Origin of the sequence: Nostocoides sp. HKS02 (assembly GCF_009707485.1) — a bacterium.
GTDB lineage: Bacteria > Actinomycetota > Actinomycetes > Actinomycetales > Dermatophilaceae > Pedococcus.
The window spans coordinates 1126959-1147690 of sequence record NZ_CP046121.1 but is presented as its reverse complement, the minus strand read 5'-3'; the positions used below and the strand labels follow the sequence as shown (position 1 = coordinate 1147690).

Below are 20732 nucleotides of genomic sequence, written 5' to 3'. Positions count from 1 at the left end.
GCTTGGGGAGCTTGGGTCCGGCCTCAGGCGACGACGGCATCAATGGCTTTCTTGAGGGCGCTGGGCTGGGCCGGGCTGCGTGGGGCGCGCTTCTTGGCCTCGACCAGCTGGAGGCCGAGCTCGCGGAGGGTCGAGCGGCTCAGTCCCTCCCGGACCTTCGGGAACCAGTCGCTCTCCTCCTCGTCCATGTGGTGCCGGACGTTCTCGATGAGGACGGTGGTCTTGGCCTCGAACCGTTCGTCCTTCGGCGTCATCGTCGCGAGCTCCATGACCAGGACGTCGGCGACGTGGTGCTCCTCGTAGGACTCCAGCACGTCCTGTTCGAGGTCCGGCAAGAGCGCACGGACGGCGGGGTACATGACCTCGTTCTCGATGTAGGTGTGCTGGGTCAGCAGTTGGATCACCTTGCGCACGATCGCGCCCTTGCGCGCCCGGGTCGTCGAACGGCTCTCGAACTCGCGGAACAGGGCCCGCACTTCCTTGTGGTCGTCCCGGAGGATCACGATCGCGTCAGTAGACATGCAGAAAACTCCCGTGTGGTGAGGGTTGGGTTGGGTCGGGCGAGGGTTGGCGTGGTGGGGTGGGTCGGATGGTGTCAGTGGTGCCGCAGGGCGTTGATGAGCTCGTCCTTGTCCATCGAGGAGCGTCCCTCGATGTCGAGCTCAGCCGCACGCTTCATGAGCTCGCCCTTGGTCCAGTCGTCGTAGTCGCCGGACTCGCCACCGCGGCGGCCGACCTCGCTGCGTGAGGTCGCGGCGGCAGCATTGGCCACTCGTGCGGCCTTCTCCTTGCTGGCGCCGTCCTCGCGCAGAGCCTCGTACAGGTCCTTGTCCTTGACGCTCGGTCCGGGGTCCTTGCGCGGCATACGGCCCTCCTGTGGTGCGGTGGATCCTGGTCTGACGCAGACGTACCCGCGTCGCGACGAATCATGCGTTTGCCCTGCGACCTCGCGGGGCATGAGGTCGACATGGCCATGACGACCCGCCTCCCCCCGCCCCTGATGGACGCATACGAGTGGCAGAGCCGGGGCGCCTGCCGCACCGCAGCCACTGGCCTCTTCTTCGACAGCGATGCCAAGCGCGGTGCGCGCCGGGCGCGTCAGGAGGAGGCGGCCAAGCAGGTGTGCCTGGGGTGCCCCGTCCTCACCCAGTGCCGCGCCCACGGCCTGGCGTGCGAGGACTACGGGATCTGGGGCGGACTGACTGCCAAGGAGCGGGCCGTACTGCGCTCGGGCGGGGTCGTCAGCAATCCCGCGCACGCCGCGTAGAGGTGTGATCGGGGCAGTTCGGGGTATCAGGTAGGCAACGCGCCACCGGCGCGTCGTTGACCGTGGCCGTTTTGGCCACCCTCGACTCGGCTGCCACATCCCCTGGAGGGCCCCCATGTCAGCCACCACGATCGTCTGGATCGTCCTTGTCATCGTCCTCGTGGCCATCGTGCTCGCGGTCGCGATGCGCGCCTCACGCGGGCGACGGGAGGAGGCCCACCGCGCCGAGGCCCAACAGCTGCGCGAGGAGGCCGCCGGCCCGGATCTCGAGCTGCGTCGTCGTGAGGCGGCCGCGGACCACGCCGCCGCCAAGGCCCAGCAGGCCAAGGCGGAGGCCGAGCAGTATGAAGCGGAGGCCGAGGCCCGACGCCAGAGTGCGGCGGGTGTGCGCGACGAGCGCGACGACGTCCTGCGTCGCGCCGATGCCCGCGACCCCGATGTCGAGACCGACGAGGATGGGCGCCGCATCAACGACGGCGGCCTCGACGATCGCACGGAGGTCGACCGCAGCGCGGAGGACCGCCGCGTCGAGCGGGATCCGGGCCTGCGCTGACCCGGCCGACCCGCATGGCAGGCTGCGGTGATCGACCCACCCGAGGAGACCGATGACCGCAGCCACCGTCACCGTCGACGCCGTCGTCATCGGCGCGGGCCCCAACGGGCTCGTCGCAGCCAATGCCCTCGGCGACGCGGGCTGGGACGTCCTCCTGCTCGAGGCGCAAGCCGAGGTCGGCGGCGCGGTGCGCAGCGCGCAGGTCACCGCGCCCGGCTTCGTGTCCGACCTCTTCAGTGCGTTCTATCCGCTGGCGGCGGCCAGCCCGGTCATCCGTGACCTGGACCTCGGGGCGCACGGTCTGGCGTGGAGCCACGCGCCCGACGTCCTCGCCCATGCCCTCGACGACGGGCGCGCTGCGGTCCTGCGGCGCCGAGCCGAGGACACCGCGGCCGGCCTCGAGGAGTTCGCGCCCGGCGACGGCGACGCGTGGCTGACGATGGTCGAGGGCTGGCGGACCGTCCGGGACCCGCTGCTCGACGCGCTGTTCACGCCGTTCCCACCCGTGCGTGCGGCCAGCCGTATGCTGCGCCGCCTGGGCACCCGCGGAGCCCTGGACTTCGCGCGCCTGGGGGTGACCTCGGCGCGGCGGCTGGGTCAGGAGAGCTTCGACGGCGACGGCGGTCCGCTGCTCATCACCGGGAACGCCCTGCACAGCGACCTGCCGCCCGACGCCGCCGGCAGCGGCCTGATGGGATGGCTGCTCTGCATGCTCGGGCAGGACGTCGGCTTTCCCGTCCCACGCGGGGGAGCCGGCGAGCTGGCGGGCGCACTGCTGGCGCGGGCACGCAGCGTCGGCGTCCAGTGCGAGACCGGCGCCACGGTCACCTCGATCGTCACGGCCGGGGGGCGGGCGGTCGGGGTGCGGCTGGCCGACGGCCGCACGGTCCGGGCGAGACGCGCCGTGCTCGCCGACGTGGCGGCGCCCACGCTCTACACCCAGCTGCTGAGCCCCGACCAGGTCCCCGCGCGGCTGCGCGCGGACGTCGAGCGCTTTGAGTGGGACCCCGCGACGGTGAAGGTGAACTGGGCGCTCGACCGGCCGGTGCCGTGGACCGCTGCGCAGGCCCGGGGGGCCGGGACCGTGCACCTCGGGGTCGACGTCGACGGCTTCGTCGACTTCTCGGCCGACCTGGCGACCGGGCGCGTCCCCACCCGGCCGTTCGTCCTCTTCGGCCAGATGACCACCGCAGACGGCACCCGCTCGCCCGCTGGCACCGAGTCCGCCTGGGCGTACACCCACGTGCCGTCATCGCGCACCTGGGATGGAGAGGCCGTCGCCTCCCACGTGCGGTCTGTCGAGGCGGCGATCGAGCGCGTGGCGCCGGGCTTCTCGGCATCCGTCCTCGCTCGCCACGTCCAGGCGCCGTCCGACCTCGAGGGGGCCGATGCCAACCTCGTCAGCGGGGCGATCAACGCCGGGACGGCCGCCCTGCACCAGCAGCTGGTCTTCCGTCCCACGCCCGGGCTCGGTCGCCCGGAGACGCCGGTCCCGGGCCTCTACCTCGCTGGGGCCTCGGCGCATCCCGGCGGCGGGGTGCACGGGGCCTGTGGCTGGAATGCCGCGCGCGCCGCGCTGGGCGCCCGCGGACGCACCGGCGCGGTGCGGCGGGCCCTGGTCCGAACCGCGTGGTCGCGCCTGCTTCCCCCGCAATGACGAGGCGGCACGATGCCCCTGACTTCTAGTCGACGCCCCCGACGTCGAGTCCGCCCTACGGGCGCTGCTCGCGACCCGCCGCCAAGAACTCGAGACGCCGTAGCGACTCGGTGTTGCGGGGGCGATGAGCGCCTGACGGACCGGCTTGGGCACCAGCACGCCGGGGCCGCGGACGGCATCCTCGTCCATCCGCACCAGGCACCCGTCACCGTCGGGCGTCAGGGTCATGACGACGCCGGCCGCGCCGGCGGGCCAGCCGCGGGCGGTGAGGACGAGCTCGCGGTCCTGGCTGGACCGCTCGACCTTCGTGGTGTCGTCGATCAGCAGGGGCCAGAGGCCGACGGAGTGGTGGATGCGCGCGCCGGGGGACGGCCAGCTCCGGTCGACGTCGCGCACCCGCGACGCGCCCACGACCCACCCGGCATACGCCCAGCCGTCGGCGAGCACCCGCCAGACTGCCGCTGGCGATGCACCCATCCTGCGCTCGACGGTGACGACCTTCGGGTCCTGCGTCTGCATCGGCGCTCCTTGTCGGTCAGCGACGCCCGGTGGCCGCCGTCTCAGTGACTCCTTACCCGCTCAGCCCTCCGGAAACCTCCACGGGCGCGACGGACGCCATCGCCGGGGTGCCAGACCCGCGACCCGCCAGGTCGCCGGGTGTCCAGCGAAGGTGGGTGGGCAGCTCGTCGGGGGCAGCCTCTCGCACGAGCGACAGGCGAGGGCGTATGGCGTCGGTCCGCGCCGACGGGGGCTTGCGGCGCCCCGCGGCGAAGGGCAACGGCCATTGCGCCGCCGCTCCCTGGAACTCCTGCTCGGCGGCAGCATGGAGGGTCCACTGCGGGTCGTAGAGGTGGGTGCGGCCCAGGGCGCACAGGTCGGCCCGGCCGGCCAGCAGGATCGAGTTCACGTCGTCGTAGGACGAGATCGCCCCCACCGCCATCACGGCGACGCCTGCCTCTGCGGCGACCTCGTGGCGGATGCGGTCGGCGAAGGGCGTCTGGTAGGACCGCCCGAACGCCGGTCGCTCGTCCTTGGTGACCTGGCCCGACGAGACGTCGATCCCGTCGGCGCCATGGGCCACGAACGCCCGGGCCAGCTCGACCGAGTCGTGCTCGTCGTTGCCGTCCGGTGCCCAGTCGGTGGCCGAGATGCGCACCATGAGCGGGCGTTCGGCCGGCCACTCCGCGCGGACCGCGTCGAAGACCTCGAGCGGGAAGCGCAGCCGGTTCTCCAGCGACCCGCCGTACTCGTCGGTGCGCTGGTTGGAGATGGGGGAGAGGAACGAGGACAGCAGGTAGCCGTGGGCGCAGTGCAGCTCGAGCAGGTCGAAACCCGCCTCTGCCCCACGGCGCGTCGCCGCCACGAACTCGTCGCGCACGGCGTCGAGGTCGGCGCGGGTCAGCTCGCGCGGCAGGTGGCAGCCCGGGCCGTACGGCAGGGCCGAGGGCGCCGTGACCTCCCAGTTGCCGGACTCCAGCGGCTCGTCCATGCCCTCCCACATGAGCTTGGTCGATCCCTTGCGTCCCGAGTGCCCCAGCTGCAGGCCGATGCGCGCGGTCGAGCTGGCGTGCACGAAGTCGACCACCCGACCCCACGAGTCGCGCTGCTCGTCGGTCCACAGGCCCGTGCACCCGGGGGTGATCCGTCCCTCGGCCGACACGCAGACCATCTCGGTCATGACCAGTCCCGCGCCGCCGAGCGCCTTGGACCCCAGGTGCACGAGGTGGAAGTCGCCGGGCACGCCGTCCACGGCCGAGTACATGTCCATGGCCGACACCACGACGCGGTTCTTGAGCTCGAGATCGCCGATGCGGAACGGCTGGAACATGGCGGGGGCGACCTCGTCGATGCCGTGCGCCGCCGCGAACGCCTCGTCGACGCGACCTGCAAACTCCTCGTCCCGGGTGCGCAGGTTGTCGTAGGTGATGCGCCGCGACCGGGTCAGCAGGTTGAAGCAGAACTGCGTCGGCTCCTGGTCGGCGTAGAGCCCGATGTTCTCGAACCACTCCAGCGAGGCCTGGGCCGCCCGCTGGGTCGACTCGACCACGGGGCGGCGTTCGGTCTCGTATGCCGTGAGCGCAGCGTCCAGCGCCTCGTGCTCGTGCAGGCAGGCGGCGAGGGCGAGCGCATCCTCCATCGCGAGCTTGGTGCCCGAGCCGATCGAGAAGTGGGCGGTGTGCGCCGCATCGCCGAGCAGGACCACGTTGCCGTCGTGCCAGCGCTCGTTGCGCACCGTGGTGAAGCTCAGCCACTTGGAGTTGTTGGAGAGGACCTGGTGGCCGCCCAGCTCGTCGGCGAAGATGTCGGCGATGCGCGCGATGGCCTGCTCATCGGACGCACCCGGGGGGAACTGCACGTCCTCGGTCGCGTCGAAGCCGGCCCGGCGCCAGACCTCCTCGTGCATCTCGACGATGAACGTGGATCCCTGGTCCGAGTACGGGTACCCGTGGATCTGCATGGTGCCCCAGGGCGTGGCCTTGACGTAGAACTGGAAGGCCTCGAAGACGAGGTCGGTGCCAAGCCACATGAACTTGTTGTGCCGGCGGTCGAGGCTGGGTCGGAACACGTCGGCATACCGCTCGCGGACCTGCGAGTTCACCCCGTCGGCCGCGAGCACGAGGTCGTGTGTCGCGCGCAGCTCCTCGACCGGGGGAGCCAGGGTCGAGAAGCGCACGTCGACCCCGAGCTCGACGCAGCGCGCCTGGAGCAGCGAGAGCAGGTCCTTGCGGCTCATCGCGGCGAAGCCCTGGCCGCCGACGGTGTGCCGCTCGCCGCGGACGTGGATGTCGATGTCGGTCCAGCGGGCGAACCGCTCGGCCATCTGCTCGGCGATCCGCTGGTCGGCGTTGCCGATGCCGCCCAGGGTCTCGTCGGAGAACACCACGCCGAACCCGAAGGTGTCGTCGGCGGCATTGCGCTCCCAGACGGTCACCTCGTGGCCCCGGTCGAGCTGCTTCATCAGGGCGGCGAAGTAGAGGCCACCGGGGCCGCCACCGATCACGGCGATCTTCACGGCTGGACCTCTTGGGCCACGACCTCGCGGAGCTTGCTGTGCTCGTCGTTCAGCTGCTGGCGCAGCTTGAAGTGCTGCAGCTTCCCGCTGGGGTTGCGCGGCAGCACCTCGACGAAGCGCAGGTCGCGCGGGTACTTGTAGGGGGCGATCCGGGCCTTGACGAAGTCCTGCAGCTCGCGCCGCTTTTCGTCGGTGCCCTCGACGCCTTGGCGCAGCACGACGAACGCGCACACCACGGAACCACGGTCTGGGTCGGGGCGTCCGACGACCGCGCACTCGGCCACGTCGTGGTGCTGGTCCAGGGCGGCCTCGACCTCGGGGCCGCCGATGTTGTACCCGGACGACACGATCATGTTGTCGGAGCGCGCCTGGTAGTAGAAGTACCCGTCGGCGTCGCGGGTGAAGGTGTCGCCGGTGATGTTCCAGCCGTGGTCGACGTAGGCACGCTGCCGCTCGTCGGCCAGGTAGCGGCACCCCGTCGGGCCGATGACGGCAAGCCGGCCGGGTTCGCCCGGGCCGAGCTCGTGGCCCTCGGCGTCGAGGATGGTCGCCCGAAAGCCGGGGACGGCCTTGCCGGTGGCACCCTCGCGGATGTCGTCGCCACGGGCCGAGACGAACACGTGGAGCAGCTCGGTCGAGCCGATGCCGTCGATCACCCGCAGGCCCACCTGGTCGCGCAGGGCGCGCCACGTCTCGGGCGTGAGGTGCTCGCCCGCCGACACGGCGGTGCGGACCCCCGCGAGTAGCGGGGCGTGCCCGTCGACGACGATGGCGCGGTATGCCGTCGGCGCGGTGAACAGGGCGGTCACTGCATGGTCGTGGACCAGCCGCGCGAGCTCGGCGGGGGTGGCCTTCTCGGTGAGCAGTGCCGTCGCCCCGGCGCGGAACGGGAACACCAGGAGGGCGCCGAGGCCGAAGGTGAAGGCCAGCGGAGCCGTGCAGGCCACGACGTCGTCGGGCTCGAGCCGGACGAGGTGACGCCCGAACGTCTCGGCGATCGAGGCGATGTCGCGGTGGAAGTGCATCGTCAGCTTGGGGACGCCGGTGGTACCGGACGTCGGGCCGAGCAGCGCGACGTCGTCGGCGGCGGTCGCGACGGCGGCGAACTCGCCGGACTTCGACTCGCAGCGCCGGATCAGGTCGTCGGACGCCGAGCCGCCGAACTCGATCACCGCCAGGCCGGGGGCGTCGCTGCGCTGCACGGCATACACGTCGTCGGCGAACCGGTGGTCGACGAGGGCGATGGTCGGCCTCGCGGCGGCCACGATCGGAGCGATCTCGGGAGCGCGCAGCGCCGCCATGGTCGTCACGACGACGGCGCCGGCCTTGAGCGCTCCGAACCAGCAGGCCACGACCCACGGAGTGTTGGGGGCGCGCAGGAGGACGCGCTGGCCGGGCACGAGGCCCAGGTCCTCGGTGAGCACCTGGGCGACCTGGTTGGCGCGACGCAGCACCTCGCCGTAGGTCCAGGTCTGGCCGTCGGGCGTGCGCAGCGCGGGTCGGTCGGCTCCCAGCCGCGCGATGGTGTCGTCGAGCAGCCAGGACCCGGCGTTGAGCCGGTCGGGGTACTGCAGCTCAGGGAGGGTGAACTCGAAGGTGGGCCACAGGTCCTGGGGCGGAAGGTTGTCGCGCGCGAAGGTGTCCTCGTGGGCCGAGCGGCTCAGTTCCATGGTGTGCCTTTCACAGTCGCTGGCCGGCCCGGAGCATGCCCTCTTGGGCGACGGTGGCCACGTGTTCGCCGTCACGGGTGAAGAAGCGCCCGAGCCCCAGCCCGCGCCCGGAGCCGGCGGCGACGGCCTCCTGCGCATAGAGCAGCCAGTCATCCATCGCGCACGGCCGGTGGAACCACATGGCGTGGTCGAGGCTGGCGGTCACCAGGCCACGATCGGCCCAGGCGAGACCCAGGACGCGCAGCACCGGCTCGAGGATCGTGTAGTCGCAGGCGTAGGCCAGCGCCGCCTGCGCGAGCTGCGTGTCGTCGAGGCCCGCGACCGGGCGCAGCGGGTCGAACGGGTTGACCCAGACGCCCTGGTGCGGCACTCGCTCACCCTCGACCCGGACGTAGACCGGCCCTGGGACGTGCCGCATGTCGAAGGACCTGCCGCCGGACCAGTAGGCGCGGGAGTCGGCGGTCATCGTCCCTGTCTCGTCCGTGCCCGGCTCGAACGCCTCGAGGTATGCCGCGGCGCTCGGGAGCGACTCCGGCGGCGGCACCGCGCGGGGTGCGTCGGCGGCATACTCACCGCCGGTCTCGGGGACGTGGAACGAGGCCAGGGCGACGTACACGGGCTTGCCACCCTGGAAGGCGCGCACCTGCCGGGTCGAGTAGCCGCGGCCGTCGCGCAGCCGCTCGACCTCGTAGCGGACCTGCGCTCCGATGTCGACGGGCCGCATGAAGTAGCTGTGCATCGAGTGGAGCCGGCGATCGGTGTCGACGGACCGCAGGGCCGCCACCGTGGCCTGGGCGACCATGTCGCCGCCGTACGCCTTGGGCCACGGGCAGTACTGGGTGGTCGCGGTGTAGGCCTCGTCGAACACCTCTGCCTTGGCTGGCGTCAGCTCGAGGGCGTCGGTGAGGACCTGGGAGGTGAGGGCCGCGGAGGTGGGGGTCATGCGCGCCGGAACCCCTCGAGCGTGGCGTCGTCGACGTCGGCGAGGTTGACGACGATGTTGTCCGGGGTGCGCGTCGTCAGCCAGACGAGGTCCTCGGTGGTCGACATGTTGCACTCGACGTGCGGCATGAAGGGGGGGAACGAACACCCAGTCGCCGGTCTCGAGGTCGACGTAGTCGCCGAACTTCTCGCCGTAGTAGATGCGCGCCTTGCCCGACAGGACGTAGCCGCCCGTCTCGGCCTCGCCGTGGTGGTGGGACACCGACCGGAACCCGGGGGCGTTGGACACCCGGCCGTACCACAGCCGCTGGGCCGGGGTGTGCTGGTTGCTGACCCCCGAAACCCGCACGGCGCCACCGGAATCCATCGTCTGGACGTCCTCGAGACCGCCGCGGGTCACCACCGGGGCGACGGTGCCGTCGGGGAGGGCCCAGGGGGTCGGGTCGCCCTCGAGCACGTAGTCGTCGAAGTTCATCGGGTCTCCTCGGGTCGGGATGTCAGGTCAGGTGGATGGTGTTCTCGAGCGCACCGATGCCGGCGATGGCGGTGCGGACCACGTCGCCGTCGGCGAGGAACCGGGGTGGCTCCATGCCCATGCCGACGCCTCCGGGGGTGCCGGTGAGGACGAGGTCCCCGGCGCGCAGGGTGGTGAACTGGGAGATGTAGGCGAGCAAGGTGGCCGCGCCGAACACGAGGGTCCGGGTGTTGCCACGCTGCACGGTGGCGCCGTTGACCTCGCAGGTGACCTCGACGCCTGCCTCGGGGTCCAGCTCGTCGGGGGTGACGACCACCGGGCCGATCGGGGTCGTGGCGTCCCAGGCCTTGCCCTGCAACCACTGGAGGGTGCGGCGTTGCCAGTCACGGACCGAGATGTCGTTGGCGATGGTGTAGCCGGCGATGCTGCGGCGCGCGTCGTCCTCGGTGGCCCCCCTCAGCTCGGTGCCGACCACGACGGCGAGCTCGGCCTCCCAGTCGAGCTCCACGGCGGCGGGCGCGTGGATGGCATCGTGCGGACCCGTGAGGGTGTCGGCGAACTTGGCGAACAGGGTGGGGTGCGACGGCAGGTCGCGCCCCATCTCGGTGATGTGCTCGGCGTAGTTCAGCCCGGCGCAGATCACCTTGCCCGGGCGGGGGAGTGGGTTCACGGGCGTGGCTCCCGACAGCTCTGCGCCCGGGTCGGCCGCGAGGTCGCGCCAGGCGTCGCGGGTGAGGAGCGTGGACAGGTCGGGGGCCGGCAACGCCCGCCAGGCGTCGCCGCAGCGGACCGCGGCATACGTCGCGCCGTCTGGTGTCGCCACCGTGGCCAGTCGCACCGATTACTCCCTCCGCTCGATATAGCGACTTTTTCACGACCGTCACGTATAGTCAATACCGAGTTTCGAGACCGAGGAGATCCCATGACGCCCATCGCGATCAACCCCGCCACGCTGCCCACCCCCGGGGGTACTCCCACGGCACCCTCAGCGGCACGACGCTGTACCTCGGCGGCCAGACCGCCCTCGACTCCGAGATGCGGATCGTCGAGGGCGGGATCGTGGCGCAGTTCCGGCAGGCGTTCGGCAACGTGCTGACGACCCTGCGCGAGGCCGGCGGCCTGCCGGAGGACCTCGTGAGCATCACGATCTACCTCACCGACATCCCCGACTACCAGGCGCACGGCAGCGAGATCGGTGCGGTCTGGCGCGAGCTGGCCGGCCCGGTCTACCCGGCGATGGCCGGCATCGGCTGCACCGCCCTGTGGCAACCCGAGGCCCTGATCGAGATCCTCGGCGTCGCCGTGATCCCGCAGGAACGCCTGCGCGTCCCCTGAGTCCTCGCCCGGAGGCGACCGGTCAGGGTCCGAGCACCGTCGCGGCGTGGCGTGCGGCCGCGGGGGAGAGCAGCTCGTGCAGAGCCATGAAGAGTCGCTCCGCGGCCAGCCCCTCCCAGTCGGCGGGCAGGTACTCCGAGGGCAGTCCCGGGTCGAGGTAGGGCAGCCGCCGCCATGCCGTGAGCAGCAGGACGTGGTCGGCGAAGGCCTGGGGGTCGTCGCCGACGGGCCCCCGCTGCTGCCACCGTTCCAGGACGGGTCCGAACGCGGCGCGGAACCCGGCATACAGCTCGGCCAGGGCGTCGAGGTCCCACCACTGGGCGACCCGTGACCCGACCTCGTCGGTCATCACCTCCGCCGAGAAGAACTCGACGAACCCCGCAAGCCCCTCGCGCTCGAGCTCACGGCGCACGTGTGCGTACCCGGACTCGGGCGCGATCCACAGCCCCGCCGCGACCGTGCCGAAGCCGCGGCTAGCCAGGACCCTGCGGATCTGGTGACGCAGGTGCCGTCGCGCCTCGGGCACAGAGAAGGCCACCAGCAGCCACCGCTCGTCCGGCGTGGCCCGGCGAGTGGCGAAGATCCGCTCGTCGCCTTCCTCGAACACGTCCTCCAGCGCCGGGTCGAGTCGATACGCGGCGCCCCCGTTCGCGCGCGTGCTGTTGAGGATGCCGCGCTTCTTCAACCGGGACAGGGCCGAGCGGGCCGCGGCCTCCTCGACGTGAAGCGTCTCGAGGAGCCGGATCAGGTCGGCGACCGCGATCGACCGCTCACCCCGCGCATAGAGCGCGCAGATCGTCACGATGAACTGCTGCAGCTGGCGCCCGGTGCCGAGGTGCGGCTCCGCAGCCGACGTCGGCGTCGGCGCCGGATCCTCCGCCGGGGTCGTGGCAGGTGAGCTGGAGGCGGTGGGCACGACGCAAGACTAGCCACGAGGCAGGTGGCTTCCGCAGACGTTCCGGGTCGCGGGTTTGCGGGGGACGAGGGCGGGCATGGACAGGTCATGACCGGCAGCGGACCAGACCACCTCCCCGACGCCACACCAGCCACCGGCGCCGAGCGACCCGTCGCGGTGCGGCTGGTGCAGAGCCTGGAGCGCGCGGGCGCACTCGACCAGCTGAGTCTCCCGATCGGCTGGCTGTCGCGCGTGACCGAGCGGCCCGGCCTGCGCGGCGCCTTGACCGGGACGGCGCTGGGTCACGCAGTGCACCCGGCGATGACCGACGTGCCGATCGGACTGTGGAGCTCGAGCCTCCTGCTGGACGTCCTCGGGCGCGAGGAGGACCGGCCCGCGTCCCGTCGACTGTTGGCCGCCGGACTGCTCACCGCCGTGCCCACGGTCCTCACGGGCTTGGCCGAGTGGAGGGGCACGGCCAAGCCCGAGACGCGGATCGCGTCGGCCCATGCGGCGCTCAACGTGGTCGCGGTGGCCCTGTATGCCGGGTCGCTCGCGACGCGGCGGCGCGCGCATGGTCGGTCCGTCGCTCTGTCGTTCGCGGCCACGTCGGTGGCCACCGTGGCGGGCCTGCTGGGGGGCCACCTCAGCGCCGCCCGCAAGACCGGTAGCCGGCACCCCTCATTCGCCACCGACGGCGTGGGTCCCCGGCTGAGTCGCTGAGCACGGGGGAGTGCCCTGCCATTGCGGTGACCGCAATGTCGTGGTTGTGTAGAGACGAACACAGCGAGACACATGGTCCAGCAGTGGTGCCATCCCTCTCATTGAGAGAACGGGCGCACCCTCATGACCCAAATTTCTGACCAGACCAGTCTCGAACATTCCAGCCGGGACCTCCACGCGGCATACGTCGAGGCCACCCGCCAAGAGGCCCACGAGCGTGCCGAATCCCTTCTGGCACAGGCCCAGGACTGTGATGACACCAAACGCGCCGAGGCGCTGCGACGAGAAGCCGTGGTCCTCTGCCTCGACCTCGCCGACAGCGTGGCGGTCCGTTACCGCGGCCGGGGCATCGACGCCGACGACCTCGTGCAAGTGGGCCGGATGGCCCTGGTGAAGGCAGCTCGCGGTTACCGGGTCGGCTGCGGAAGCAGCTTCGCCGCGTATGCCGTGCCGACGATTTCCGGTGAGATCAAACGGCATTTTCGCGACTGTGGCTGGGCGGTGCGACCGCCTCGCCGCCTGCAGGAGCTGCGCGCCCAGCTCGCCACCGAGGAGGACCTGCTGCGCCACCGGCTGCAGCGCGAGCCGTCCACCGGGGAGCTGGCGGGTGCCCTCGGCTTGGAGCGTGGCGATGTCCAGGAGGCGCAGGCCTGCTCGGCCGCCTACCGTGCAGTCTCCCTCGATGCCCCCGTGGTCGGTGGTCGCCACCCGATCGACGTGGCCGAACGCGACGGCGACCATGTCGAGGCGCTGGCCCGGCGCGATGCACTGGCCCAGGCCATCGCCTCACTCTCGGAGCGGGAGCGCCGGATCATCCGGCTGCGGTTCGTCGAGGAGCGGACCCAGTCAGAGATCGGACTCGCGCTCGGGGTGAGCCAGATGCAGGTTTCGCGCCTGCTCACCGCCATCCTCGCCCGGCTCCGCCACGACCTCAGCGACCCCGTGATGGCCGCGTGAGCCTGGCGCTCGACTGAGCCGTCCTCGATGCGGCTGCAGTTCCTGCGCTCTGGAGGCATGGGTTGAGCGCACTCGGGTAGGGAGAGCACGGGCTCGGTCTGCGGCGCGCCGTCGACCGGGTCAAGAGCTCCAAGGTTGAGCCCACAGCCTTCGTGCTCGTGCCGCGGGAGTGTCCGGCAGCGGGAGATCCGCTGCCGGACACTCTCGTCCCGTGGTCAGCTCGGACTCAGCCGCCCAGCCGTGCCTCGAGGGTGATCGGCACGGCGGCGAGCGCCTGGCTGACCGGGCAGCCCTGCTTAGCGCCCTGGGCGGCCTCCTCGAACTGTTCTGCCGTCATACCCGGGACGTCAGCGACCACGGACAGGGCGATCCCGGTGATGCCGGTGCCGGGCTGGAAGGTCACCGAGGCCGAGGTGTCGATGGTCGTCGGAGGTGTGCCCGCTTGAGCGAGTGCGTTGGACAACGCCATCGAGAAGCACGTCGAATGCGCGGCGGCGATCAGCTCCTCGGGGCTGGTCTTGCCGTTCGCCTCCTCGGCACGCGAAGCCCACGTCACGGCATACGTCCCGATCCCTGAGGACTGGAGGGTGACCTCGCCAGCGCCTTCCTTGAGCGAGCCCTCCCAGTGGGCGGCGGCGGTGCGGGTGGTGGCCATGGCTTCTCCTTCGGTGGGGTCCGGTTTCGTGCGCGCCCGGCCGATTGCGACCACTGGTGCGCTCGACGCCCAATCTAGCGACTGCGATACCGCGGGAGCTCCAGTGGACAGCGAGAGACAGAGCCGGTGCGGAAACGGTCGACATCGCCGCGTTGTGCAGGTCGAGGCGTCTGCGCCTGTGGGCGGCTCCGGCCGTGGTCGCCGCTGTGCCGGCATCCCCTGGTGCCCGCACGCCGCGACCACGACCGAAACCCTTGCGGCCGACAGCCGGGTCCGCCCAGTCCGTGTCGCACCCGTCTCAGCCCCCTCACCCCACCCGGTCGGCCCGCATATCGGTGTGAGCCGCCGCGTCCTGAAGGGTTCCACGTGCGCGAGGGGTGCGAGTAGTGTCAAAAGCGGAACTTTGGCGCGTCAGCTCGGGGGGCGACTGTGGGCGATGAGGACCTTGTGCGTCTCAGCGTCGAAGCCGCGCACCTGGCAGTCCGCGGCCAACCGTACGGCGAGTTCCTTGCCGACTGCGTCCACCGCGAGCTGCGGGCCGACGCGGGCGCAGGTCTGACGGTCTGGGCCGCCGGGGCGGATGGGACTGACCACGTGACGGTGGACGTGGCCGGGCAGGACCCTGTCGAGGGGAGGTACCTCGAACGCGCGAAGGCCGTCGTCGCGGAGCACCCATCGTTCAGCGCGGGTATGCCGGAGCGGGCCACGCACCGGGTCAGCGACCTGACCCCGATGGGCCCGTTCTGGGACTCAGAGCCCTACGAGGCGATGCACGGGTTCTGCGGCGGGCGCTACCCCGCAGCGCTCACGCTCCTGGCGACCCCAACGACGTTGGTGTTCCTCGGTATCCACCGCAGCCGTCACGACTTCAGCGACGAGGACATGCGCCGTCTCGATCTGGTCCGCCAGCCACTCGCGGGCGCCCTGACCTTTCGCAACCAGCTCGACCATGCGGCGCACCAGCTCCAGCAGGCGCTGCCCGCGACCGTGACGTTCACCGACCGCGAGGCCGAGGTGCTGGCCCTGGTCGCCCGAGGCTGGACGGACCGGCGCATCGCGCGCCGGCTGGGGATCACCGACCGCACGGTCCGAAAGCGCCTCGCCACAGCCCGCGAGCGCGTCGGGGCGCACAGTCGGGCCCACGCCGCCGCGCTGTGGTCCAGGCTCAACCCATGACGGGCCGGCACCGGGCGACGTCCCTGACCGGTGGCAACGCCTCGGCGAGCGTGGTTCGTATCGGGGACACGGTGCGCAAGCCGTGGCTGCCGACGACGGACCTCACGGTGGCGTACATGCAGGCTCTACGGAACCGTGGCGTCGACCTGCCCGAACCAAGGGCCCGCGACGAGCTGGGCCGCCTTGTTCTCGAGTACGTCCCGGGCGACCTGGCGATGGACCGGGGCCCGCTGGACGTCGCGCTGCTCCGTCGCGTGGGTGCCTTGGTGCGCACGATCCACGACGCCAGCGCGGGGTTGCCCGTTCCCGACCCGTGGGAGGTCCTCCTGCCGGTGGATCGACCGAACCTGTTGTGCCACAACGATCTTGCAGCTTGGAACCTCGTGATTGACGGGGATCGGCTGGTGTTCATCGACTGGGACGGGGCCGGGCCGAGTACGCGGCTGTGGGATCTTGCTTATGCCGCGATCTCGTTCGGCCACGTGTTCGCCGGCGAGGACGTCGGCCTCGCGGCGAGCCGGCTCGTCGCATTCGTCGACGGCTACGACGCCGACGAGCAGCTCCGCGCAGCCTTGCCCTCGACGATGGCACGTCGGGCCCGCGCCATGCACGACCTGCTCCATGCCTCGCACGAGGCCGGCCGGGAACCGTGGGGGTCGATGTATGCCACGGGGCACGGCGAGCACTGGCAGGCCTGCGCCGCGTTCATCGCCCGACACGAACACGCCTGGCTGGACGCTGTCCTCCGGGCTGTAACCGACTGGCGCACGTCTCGTGGGCAGCATCGTCGGTGCCAGCACCCGGACGATGCTGCCCACGACGGCCCTCCTCACCGCCCCACGGCGCCACAGCGCGGGCACGAGGGGTGGTCGGATCACCATCGCCGAACGCGTGGCTAGCTGGCGCCCGCGCTGCTGTTCATGCCGCCCGTCCCCTCTTGCCGCGCCCGGAACGCCTGCGGGGCGTGAGCGGCGCCGGCATCGTGCAAGGTGTCACTTCCGGTCGGCGACGCGCCCCGACGCCGTAGGACCAAAGCCAAAGCGGCAATCACCACAGCAAACCCCATCAGCCACCAGATCATGTCCGCATCGTCGCTCACCAGTTGTTGGGTCGCGCGCCGAATGCCGGAACTGCGCCATCGGCCGCGATGCTCGGTGGAACCGGACCGCGCGTTCATGCGTCCCAGATGTACGTCGATCTCACGCAAGGCCGCCCTGGCAGCATCCGGTCGCCGTACTGTCACCTCAGGGGCGCGGACGACCGTGGCCCTGCCAGCTGTCGAGGAGGTCGGAACGATGTTCGGGGTTCCCTTCATTGCGGTCTTGCTCCTCGGCGTATTCGCACTCGGGGTCCTGGCCATCGTCGTGGGCCTGGTCGTCGCGGTGACGAGGCGGGTGCGGGATCACCGAACCCCCGAGGAGCGTCGAGCCGACGAGTACGGAGACCTGCCACCGGGTTCGTTCAAGATCACGCCCGGCATGGGCTCCAACGCTGGCGGGATGGGCACCGGAGGGATGGGCTGACGCGTGCCCGTACGCGGAGGACGAGAATGATGACGGGTCACAACGTGTGCGCGGTCGCGCGATCGCGCGGCCGTAGCTTGAGCTGGCGGGCGGTTCGCCCGTCTCGGGGAGGTCGTCGAGGATGTACGCAGTGATTCTGATCGGCGTGTTCGGGCTGGGAGTCCTGGCCTTCGTGGGGGTTGTGGTCCGCGGCGTCGTCAACCGGATCCGGGGACAGGACAACGGTGAATGGGAGGACGCGCCCGCCGCGGGCGAGCCGCCCCAGATGCGCCCAGGTCCCGGTTGGGGCAACGGCGGATCCTGGAACTAGCCGTGCACGCCTGTGAGGCGAATAGGGTGGTCCCGTCGACTCGAAGGGGAGTATCCGCATGGCCGCCAGCCCAACCCCGCAGCACATCGCAGGCGTGGGCACCGGTCTACCTCGCCGTCAGCGATCAGGACCGCGCGCTCGCGTTCTACCGCGACGTGCTCGGCTTCGAGGTGCGCACGGACACCGAGTTCGGTGAGGGCTTCCGCTGGATCGAGGTGGCTCCGGCCGGTGCGTACACGGTGATCGCCCTCGTCCCGCCGACGGGCGAGGGCGACCCGCAGCCTGGTGGCAACGCGCCGTTTGGTTTCGACACGCCCAACCTGGAGGCAGCCATGGCCGAGTTCAGCTCGCGGGGTCTCGAGTTCGAGGATGTGATGGGCGGCGAGGGTCCCGTGCCGCCCATGGCGTACTTCCGTGACCCTGACGGCAACCGCGTCCTCCTGGTCGAGGAGACCGCCCGCTGATGGCAACCCTCGACCTCGAGGAGATGACCGAGCTGGTCACGGACGCCTGGACGATGGTGGTCCCGAGGTCTGTCGCTCGGGACCACCTCGGCGGTCTGTGACCCGGCTCAGGCGATCGGGACCGGGACGGCCTTGGGTGAGATGCCGTGGGCGTTGGGTGACTGCGCGCTGTCCTGGACGAAGAAGACGAGCAGGACGATGCCGCCGAACGGGATCAGGCTGATCAGGTACCACCACCCAGACCGGTTGGTGTCGTGGAGCCGTCGCACGGACACGGCGATCGAGGGAAGCAGCAGCGCGACCAAGGCGACGAACGCCACGACCTGGCTGTGGACGGCGACATCGATGATGGCGGCAACGGCATACACGCCGAGGACGAACAGCTGGAACCACCAGTACTCGGAGCGCCGCGCGCGGCCGGTGAACGTGGCGTACTGGGTCAGGGCGGAACGGACCGAATCGGCGAACGACATGGGGCTCTCCAGGTAGTCAAGGGGACGTGCCGCACGAACGCTACAAGTCACGGGTCCCGATGCCGGCTCTTTTCGCAAGAGTGCTCGCAAGTCCGGCTCGCCGACGTCGGGACCTTTGGCCCTGACGCCGACGGCGGGGACACGCGAGATTGGTTCTGCCAGAAGGACAACCAGACACGGGTGGAAACACCCGGAGGAGGAACCACAGCCATGCGACGACGCACTCTCGATGCCTTGCTCACGACCGGCGGTGTCATCGTTGCCGCCGTGCTGTTGGTCGCGGGCGGACTCACCCTGTGGGCGAGCAACTTCGTCGGCGACCAGGTCCACACCCAGCTCGCGGCCCAGCGGATCTACTTCCCGAAGGCAGGCGACCCCCAGCTCAGCTCGCCGCAGATCAAGCCGTACCTCGAGCAGTACGCCGGCCAGCAGCTCACGACCGGAGCCCAGGCCGAGGCTTATGCGAACCACTTCATCAAGGTCCACCTCGATGAGGCCACCGGCGGCAAGACGTACGCCGAGCTGAGCGCGATCTCACGGGCCAACCCGGCCGACCAGAAGAGCGCGGCTCTGGTCCAGCTCACCTTCCGCGGTGAGACCCTGCGCGGGCTGCTGCTCAACGCCTACGCCTTCGGGACCATGGGAACCATCGCCCTGTATGCCGCGTGGGCCAGCTTCATCGGCGCGGCAGGCATGCTGGTGCTGAGCATGCTCGGCTTCCGTCACCTGCGCCGGGTGCAGGTCGACCAGGAGGTCGGAGTCGGCATGCGGCACGCGACCCCGGCCCTCGCCTGAGCAAGCCAGAGGCGCCCTACACGACTGCAGCTCCTGCCGGGATTCCCGGCAGGAGCTGCAGTCGTCGGTAGGTCAGGACCCGGAGGCCTGGGCCAGCAGCTGCTCGAAGGGCACCGGGTCGGCGAGCTCAGCCGCCGCCTGGCGCTTGGACGCCTCGGGTCGACCGCCCGAGAGGAGCTCGGCCAGCTCGGCGGCAGCGACGTCGATACGACCGGCGAGGCCGCGCTCGACCGCCCCGGCGGCCCCCCAGTCCTCGGCGGCGGCGAAGACGGCGGTGGGAACGGTCACCGCCTTGAGGTAGGCGAACATGGGGCGCATCGCGTGCTCGAGCATCAGCGAGTGGCGGGGTGTGCCTCCGGTCGCGGCCAGGAGCACCGGCGTGCCCCGGAGCAGCCCGTCGTCGAGGACGTCGAAGAACGTCTTGAACAGACCGCTGTACGACGCCTGGAAGACCGGGGTGACGACGATGACGGCGTCAGCGACGCCGAGGGCATCGAGCGCGTCCCTCAGGCCGCCGGTGGCGAAGCCGGTGAGCAGCGTGCTCGCCAGGTCCTGCGCGTGCTCGCGCAGGTCGACGACGGTCACCTCGGACTCCTGGCCACGCTCGAGCAGGGCGTCCTGGGTCGCGGTGGAGAGGCGTTCGGCGAGCAGGCGGGTGGCTGACGGCTGGCTGAGGCCAGCGTGGACGACCACGATCTGACGGCGGGTCATGCAGTCACCTCCAGGGTGCGGGCCGCGGCCAGACGGCTGGCGTGCGTGGGCGCGTCGGGGACGTGGGCGGGCTTGCGCGCCGCGGCGATCTTACGCAACTCGGGCACGACCTGGGTTCCCAGGATCTCGACTTGCTCCAGGACCACCTTCTGCGGCAGGCCCGCGTGGTCGATGAGGAACAGCTGGCGCTGGAAGTCGCCCACGTGGTCGGCCATCGCGGCATACCGCTCGATGACCTGCTGCGGTGAGCCGACCGTGAGCGGCGTCTCGCGGGTGAACTCCTCGAGCGACGGGCCGTGGCCGTAGACGGGCGCGTTGTCGAAGTACGGGCGGAACTCGCGCACCGCGTCCTGGCTGTTGGTCCGCATGAACACCTGGCCACCCAGGCCCACGATGGCCTGGTCGGCCGCGCCATGGCCGTAGTGCTCGAACCGCCTGCGGTAGAGCGCGACCATCTGCTTCGTGTGGGACATCGGCCAGAAGATGTTGTTGTGGAAGAAGCCGTCGCCGTAGTACGCCGCCTGCTCGGCGATCTCGGGGCTGCGGATCGAGCCGTGCCAGACGAACGGAGGTATGCCGTCGAGCGGGCGGGGCGTGGCCGTGAACGACTGCAGCGGCGTGCGGTACTTGCCCTCCCAGGTGACCACGTCTTCGGTCCAGAGGCGTCGGAGCAGCGCGTAGTTCTCGATCGCCAGCGCGATGCCGTCGCGGATGTCCTTGCCGAACCACGGGTAGACGGGGCCAGTGTTGCCGCGGCCCATCATGAGGTCGAGCCGCCCGTCGGCGAGGTGCTGCAGCGTCGCGTAGTCCTCGGCGATCTTCACCGGGTCGTTCGTCGTGATCAGCGTGGTCGACGTCGACAGGATGAGGTCGGTCGTCTGTGCCGCGATGAAGCCGAGCGTCGTGGTGGGGGAGGAGGGGACGAACGGCGGGTTGTGGTGCTCGCCGGTGGCGAAGACGTCGAGGCCGGCCTGCTCAGCGTGACGTGCCAGCTCGACGGTGTTCTTGATGCGTTGGTTCTCGCTGATGGTCGTGCCCGTCGTGGGGTCCTGGGTGACGTCCCCGACCGTGAAGATCCCGAACTGCATCGTGCCCGCTCCTCGTCTAGGTAGTTTCAAATTCAACTACCACAACCGAA

General features: G+C 70.9%; 24 protein-coding genes and 1 pseudogene. 12 read left to right on the top strand and 13 right to left on the bottom strand.

The features are described from left to right. Positions 1 to 23: 23 nt before the first annotated feature. Positions 24 to 521 carry a hemerythrin domain-containing protein gene (locus tag GKE56_RS05440; protein WP_154683670.1) on the bottom strand — a complete coding sequence of 166 codons (498 nt, stop codon included), beginning with the start codon at positions 519 to 521 and terminating at the stop codon, positions 24 to 26. A gap of 74 nt (positions 522 to 595) precedes the next feature. Further along, positions 596 to 865 (bottom strand): Rho termination factor, encoded by a 270-nt coding sequence (locus GKE56_RS05435; protein ID WP_154683669.1) that lies wholly within the window; start codon positions 863 to 865, stop codon positions 596 to 598. Between the two features lie 108 nt (positions 866 to 973). Between GKE56_RS05435 and GKE56_RS05430 the strand changes: the two genes are divergently transcribed. The 3 genes from GKE56_RS05430 (at position 974) to GKE56_RS05420 (ending at position 3477) form a co-directional block, all read left to right on the top strand. After that, positions 974 to 1267 carry a WhiB family transcriptional regulator gene (locus GKE56_RS05430; protein ID WP_370518462.1) on the top strand — a complete coding sequence of 98 codons (294 nt, stop codon included), beginning with the start codon at positions 974 to 976 and terminating at the stop codon, positions 1265 to 1267. Positions 1268 to 1382: 115 nt separating this feature from the next. Beyond that, positions 1383 to 1820 (top strand): hypothetical protein, encoded by a 438-nt coding sequence (locus GKE56_RS05425; RefSeq protein ID WP_154683667.1) that lies wholly within the window; start codon positions 1383 to 1385, stop codon positions 1818 to 1820. A 52-nt stretch (positions 1821 to 1872) separates the two neighbouring features. Further along, positions 1873 to 3477 carry an NAD(P)/FAD-dependent oxidoreductase gene (locus GKE56_RS05420; RefSeq protein WP_154683666.1) on the top strand — a complete coding sequence of 535 codons (1605 nt, stop codon included), beginning with the start codon at positions 1873 to 1875 and terminating at the stop codon, positions 3475 to 3477. Positions 3478 to 3675: 198 nt separating this feature from the next. On the opposite strand, the pseudogene GKE56_RS18155 reads toward GKE56_RS05420, so the two are convergent. From GKE56_RS18155 to GKE56_RS05395, 5 genes and pseudogenes are all read right to left on the bottom strand, one after another. After that, positions 3676 to 3954: pseudogene (locus GKE56_RS18155) on the bottom strand (SRPBCC family protein); the annotation flags it as partial. A gap of 94 nt (positions 3955 to 4048) precedes the next feature. Further along, entirely contained in the window at positions 4049 to 6490 is a 2442-nt protein-coding gene (locus tag GKE56_RS05415; RefSeq protein WP_154683665.1) for a bifunctional salicylyl-CoA 5-hydroxylase/oxidoreductase, read from the bottom strand. Beyond that, on the bottom strand, positions 6487 to 8160 hold the full coding sequence (locus GKE56_RS05410; RefSeq protein ID WP_154683664.1) for an AMP-binding protein: 1674 nt from the start codon (positions 8158 to 8160) through the stop codon (positions 6487 to 6489). The genes GKE56_RS05415 and GKE56_RS05410 overlap by 4 nt, the downstream gene beginning before the upstream one ends. Positions 8161 to 8170: 10 nt before the next feature. Continuing rightward, positions 8171 to 9577, bottom strand: a complete 1407-nt coding sequence (locus tag GKE56_RS05405) for an acyl-CoA thioesterase domain-containing protein (protein WP_370518461.1) — start codon at positions 9575 to 9577, stop codon at positions 8171 to 8173. A 22-nt stretch (positions 9578 to 9599) separates the two neighbouring features. After that, positions 9600 to 10415, bottom strand: coding sequence for a fumarylacetoacetate hydrolase family protein (locus GKE56_RS05395; protein WP_154683662.1), 816 nt, complete (start codon positions 10413 to 10415; stop codon positions 9600 to 9602). Here GKE56_RS05395 and GKE56_RS05390 point away from each other — a divergent pair. Continuing rightward, positions 10391 to 10912 carry a RidA family protein gene (locus GKE56_RS05390; protein WP_230209210.1) on the top strand — a complete coding sequence of 174 codons (522 nt, stop codon included), beginning with the start codon at positions 10391 to 10393 and terminating at the stop codon, positions 10910 to 10912. The genes GKE56_RS05395 and GKE56_RS05390 overlap by 25 nt on opposite strands. Positions 10913 to 10934: 22 nt before the next feature. Here GKE56_RS05390 and GKE56_RS05385 read toward each other — a convergent pair whose 3' ends face one another. Continuing rightward, a complete protein-coding gene (locus tag GKE56_RS05385) occupies positions 10935 to 11828 on the bottom strand; it encodes a PaaX family transcriptional regulator C-terminal domain-containing protein (RefSeq protein WP_154683661.1) in 894 nt (297 codons plus the stop codon). A gap of 87 nt (positions 11829 to 11915) precedes the next feature. Here GKE56_RS05385 and GKE56_RS05380 point away from each other — a divergent pair, with 87 nt between their 5' ends. Both GKE56_RS05380 and GKE56_RS05375 read left to right on the top strand, forming a co-directional pair. Further along, positions 11916 to 12530 (top strand): DUF2231 domain-containing protein, encoded by a 615-nt coding sequence (locus GKE56_RS05380; RefSeq protein WP_154683660.1) that lies wholly within the window; start codon positions 11916 to 11918, stop codon positions 12528 to 12530. Positions 12531 to 12653: 123 nt separating this feature from the next. Further along, a complete protein-coding gene (locus GKE56_RS05375; protein ID WP_154683659.1) occupies positions 12654 to 13487 on the top strand; it encodes a sigma-70 family RNA polymerase sigma factor in 834 nt (277 codons plus the stop codon). Between the two features lie 226 nt (positions 13488 to 13713). Here GKE56_RS05375 and GKE56_RS05370 read toward each other — a convergent pair whose 3' ends face one another. Continuing rightward, the gene (locus tag GKE56_RS05370) at positions 13714 to 14142 is read right to left on the bottom strand and encodes an OsmC family protein (RefSeq protein WP_154683658.1); all 429 of its coding nucleotides are present in this window, start codon (positions 14140 to 14142) and stop codon (positions 13714 to 13716) included. A gap of 447 nt (positions 14143 to 14589) precedes the next feature. On the opposite strand from GKE56_RS05370, the gene GKE56_RS05365 reads away from it, so the two are divergent. Both GKE56_RS05365 and GKE56_RS05360 read left to right on the top strand, forming a co-directional pair. Continuing rightward, a complete protein-coding gene (locus GKE56_RS05365; protein ID WP_154683657.1) occupies positions 14590 to 15318 on the top strand; it encodes a LuxR C-terminal-related transcriptional regulator in 729 nt (242 codons plus the stop codon). Further along, the gene (locus GKE56_RS05360) at positions 15315 to 16217 is read left to right on the top strand and encodes a phosphotransferase (RefSeq protein WP_154683656.1); all 903 of its coding nucleotides are present in this window, start codon (positions 15315 to 15317) and stop codon (positions 16215 to 16217) included. Before GKE56_RS05365 ends, GKE56_RS05360 begins: the two co-directional genes overlap by 4 nt. Here GKE56_RS05360 and GKE56_RS05355 read toward each other — a convergent pair. Next, positions 16214 to 16525: a hypothetical protein gene (locus tag GKE56_RS05355; RefSeq protein ID WP_154683655.1), complete on the bottom strand. Its 312-nt coding sequence runs from the start codon at positions 16523 to 16525 to the stop codon at positions 16214 to 16216. The genes GKE56_RS05360 and GKE56_RS05355 overlap by 4 nt on opposite strands. Positions 16526 to 16613: 88 nt before the next feature. Here GKE56_RS05355 and GKE56_RS05350 point away from each other — a divergent pair, with 88 nt between their 5' ends. From GKE56_RS05350 to GKE56_RS05345, 3 genes are all read left to right on the top strand, one after another. Continuing rightward, positions 16614 to 16841: a hypothetical protein gene (locus GKE56_RS05350; protein WP_154683654.1), complete on the top strand. Its 228-nt coding sequence runs from the start codon at positions 16614 to 16616 to the stop codon at positions 16839 to 16841. 121 nt (positions 16842 to 16962) lie between these two features. Further along, on the top strand, positions 16963 to 17151 hold the full coding sequence (locus tag GKE56_RS16865; protein WP_195908324.1) for a hypothetical protein: 189 nt from the start codon (positions 16963 to 16965) through the stop codon (positions 17149 to 17151). 26 nt (positions 17152 to 17177) lie between these two features. After that, positions 17178 to 17615, top strand: coding sequence for a VOC family protein (locus tag GKE56_RS05345; protein WP_230209209.1), 438 nt, complete (start codon positions 17178 to 17180; stop codon positions 17613 to 17615). A gap of 107 nt (positions 17616 to 17722) precedes the next feature. Here GKE56_RS05345 and GKE56_RS05340 read toward each other — a convergent pair whose 3' ends face one another. Next, positions 17723 to 18088 (bottom strand): DUF805 domain-containing protein, encoded by a 366-nt coding sequence (locus GKE56_RS05340; protein WP_154683652.1) that lies wholly within the window; start codon positions 18086 to 18088, stop codon positions 17723 to 17725. A gap of 210 nt (positions 18089 to 18298) precedes the next feature. Here GKE56_RS05340 and GKE56_RS05335 point away from each other — a divergent pair, with 210 nt between their 5' ends. Continuing rightward, positions 18299 to 18883 (top strand): hypothetical protein, encoded by a 585-nt coding sequence (locus GKE56_RS05335; RefSeq protein ID WP_154683651.1) that lies wholly within the window; start codon positions 18299 to 18301, stop codon positions 18881 to 18883. A 72-nt stretch (positions 18884 to 18955) separates the two neighbouring features. Here the strand turns inward: GKE56_RS05335 and GKE56_RS05330 are convergent, their stop codons facing one another. Both GKE56_RS05330 and GKE56_RS05325 read right to left on the bottom strand, forming a co-directional pair. Continuing rightward, positions 18956 to 19594, bottom strand: coding sequence for an FMN reductase (locus GKE56_RS05330; RefSeq protein WP_154683650.1), 639 nt, complete (start codon positions 19592 to 19594; stop codon positions 18956 to 18958). Beyond that, positions 19591 to 20682 carry an LLM class flavin-dependent oxidoreductase gene (locus GKE56_RS05325; RefSeq protein WP_154683649.1) on the bottom strand — a complete coding sequence of 364 codons (1092 nt, stop codon included), beginning with the start codon at positions 20680 to 20682 and terminating at the stop codon, positions 19591 to 19593. The genes GKE56_RS05330 and GKE56_RS05325 overlap by 4 nt, the downstream gene beginning before the upstream one ends. Between the last annotated feature and the right edge of the window lie 50 nt (positions 20683 to 20732).

What these genes read in the sequence shown, in the direction of transcription:
- GKE56_RS05360 (WP_154683656.1), top strand. Translation starts at nt 15,315, where the DNA reads ATGACGGGCCGGCACCGGGCGACGTCCCTGACCGGTGGCAACGCCTCG.
- GKE56_RS05380 (WP_154683660.1), top strand. Translation starts at nt 11,916, where the DNA reads ATGACCGGCAGCGGACCAGACCACCTCCCCGACGCCACACCAGCCACC.
- GKE56_RS16865 (WP_195908324.1), top strand. Translation starts at nt 16,963, where the DNA reads ATGTACGCAGTGATTCTGATCGGCGTGTTCGGGCTGGGAGTCCTGGCC.
- GKE56_RS05410 (WP_154683664.1), bottom strand. Translation starts at nt 8,160, where the DNA reads ATGGAACTGAGCCGCTCGGCCCACGAGGACACCTTCGCGCGCGACAAC.
- GKE56_RS05350 (WP_154683654.1), top strand. Translation starts at nt 16,614, where the DNA reads ATGTTCGGGGTTCCCTTCATTGCGGTCTTGCTCCTCGGCGTATTCGCA.
- GKE56_RS05325 (WP_154683649.1), bottom strand. Translation starts at nt 20,682, where the DNA reads ATGCAGTTCGGGATCTTCACGGTCGGGGACGTCACCCAGGACCCCACG.
- GKE56_RS05435 (WP_154683669.1), bottom strand. Translation starts at nt 865, where the DNA reads ATGCCGCGCAAGGACCCCGGACCGAGCGTCAAGGACAAGGACCTGTAC.
- GKE56_RS05430 (WP_370518462.1), top strand. Translation starts at nt 974, where the DNA reads ATGACGACCCGCCTCCCCCCGCCCCTGATGGACGCATACGAGTGGCAG.
- GKE56_RS05425 (WP_154683667.1), top strand. Translation starts at nt 1,383, where the DNA reads ATGTCAGCCACCACGATCGTCTGGATCGTCCTTGTCATCGTCCTCGTG.
- GKE56_RS05405 (WP_370518461.1), bottom strand. Translation starts at nt 9,577, where the DNA reads ATGAACTTCGACGACTACGTGCTCGAGGGCGACCCGACCCCCTGGGCC.
- GKE56_RS05370 (WP_154683658.1), bottom strand. Translation starts at nt 14,142, where the DNA reads ATGGCCACCACCCGCACCGCCGCCGCCCACTGGGAGGGCTCGCTCAAG.
- GKE56_RS05330 (WP_154683650.1), bottom strand. Translation starts at nt 19,594, where the DNA reads ATGACCCGCCGTCAGATCGTGGTCGTCCACGCTGGCCTCAGCCAGCCG.
- GKE56_RS05335 (WP_154683651.1), top strand. Translation starts at nt 18,299, where the DNA reads ATGCGACGACGCACTCTCGATGCCTTGCTCACGACCGGCGGTGTCATC.
- GKE56_RS05440 (WP_154683670.1), bottom strand. Translation starts at nt 521, where the DNA reads ATGTCTACTGACGCGATCGTGATCCTCCGGGACGACCACAAGGAAGTG.
- GKE56_RS05340 (WP_154683652.1), bottom strand. Translation starts at nt 18,088, where the DNA reads ATGTCGTTCGCCGATTCGGTCCGTTCCGCCCTGACCCAGTACGCCACG.
- GKE56_RS05375 (WP_154683659.1), top strand. Translation starts at nt 12,654, where the DNA reads ATGACCCAAATTTCTGACCAGACCAGTCTCGAACATTCCAGCCGGGAC.
- GKE56_RS05420 (WP_154683666.1), top strand. Translation starts at nt 1,873, where the DNA reads ATGACCGCAGCCACCGTCACCGTCGACGCCGTCGTCATCGGCGCGGGC.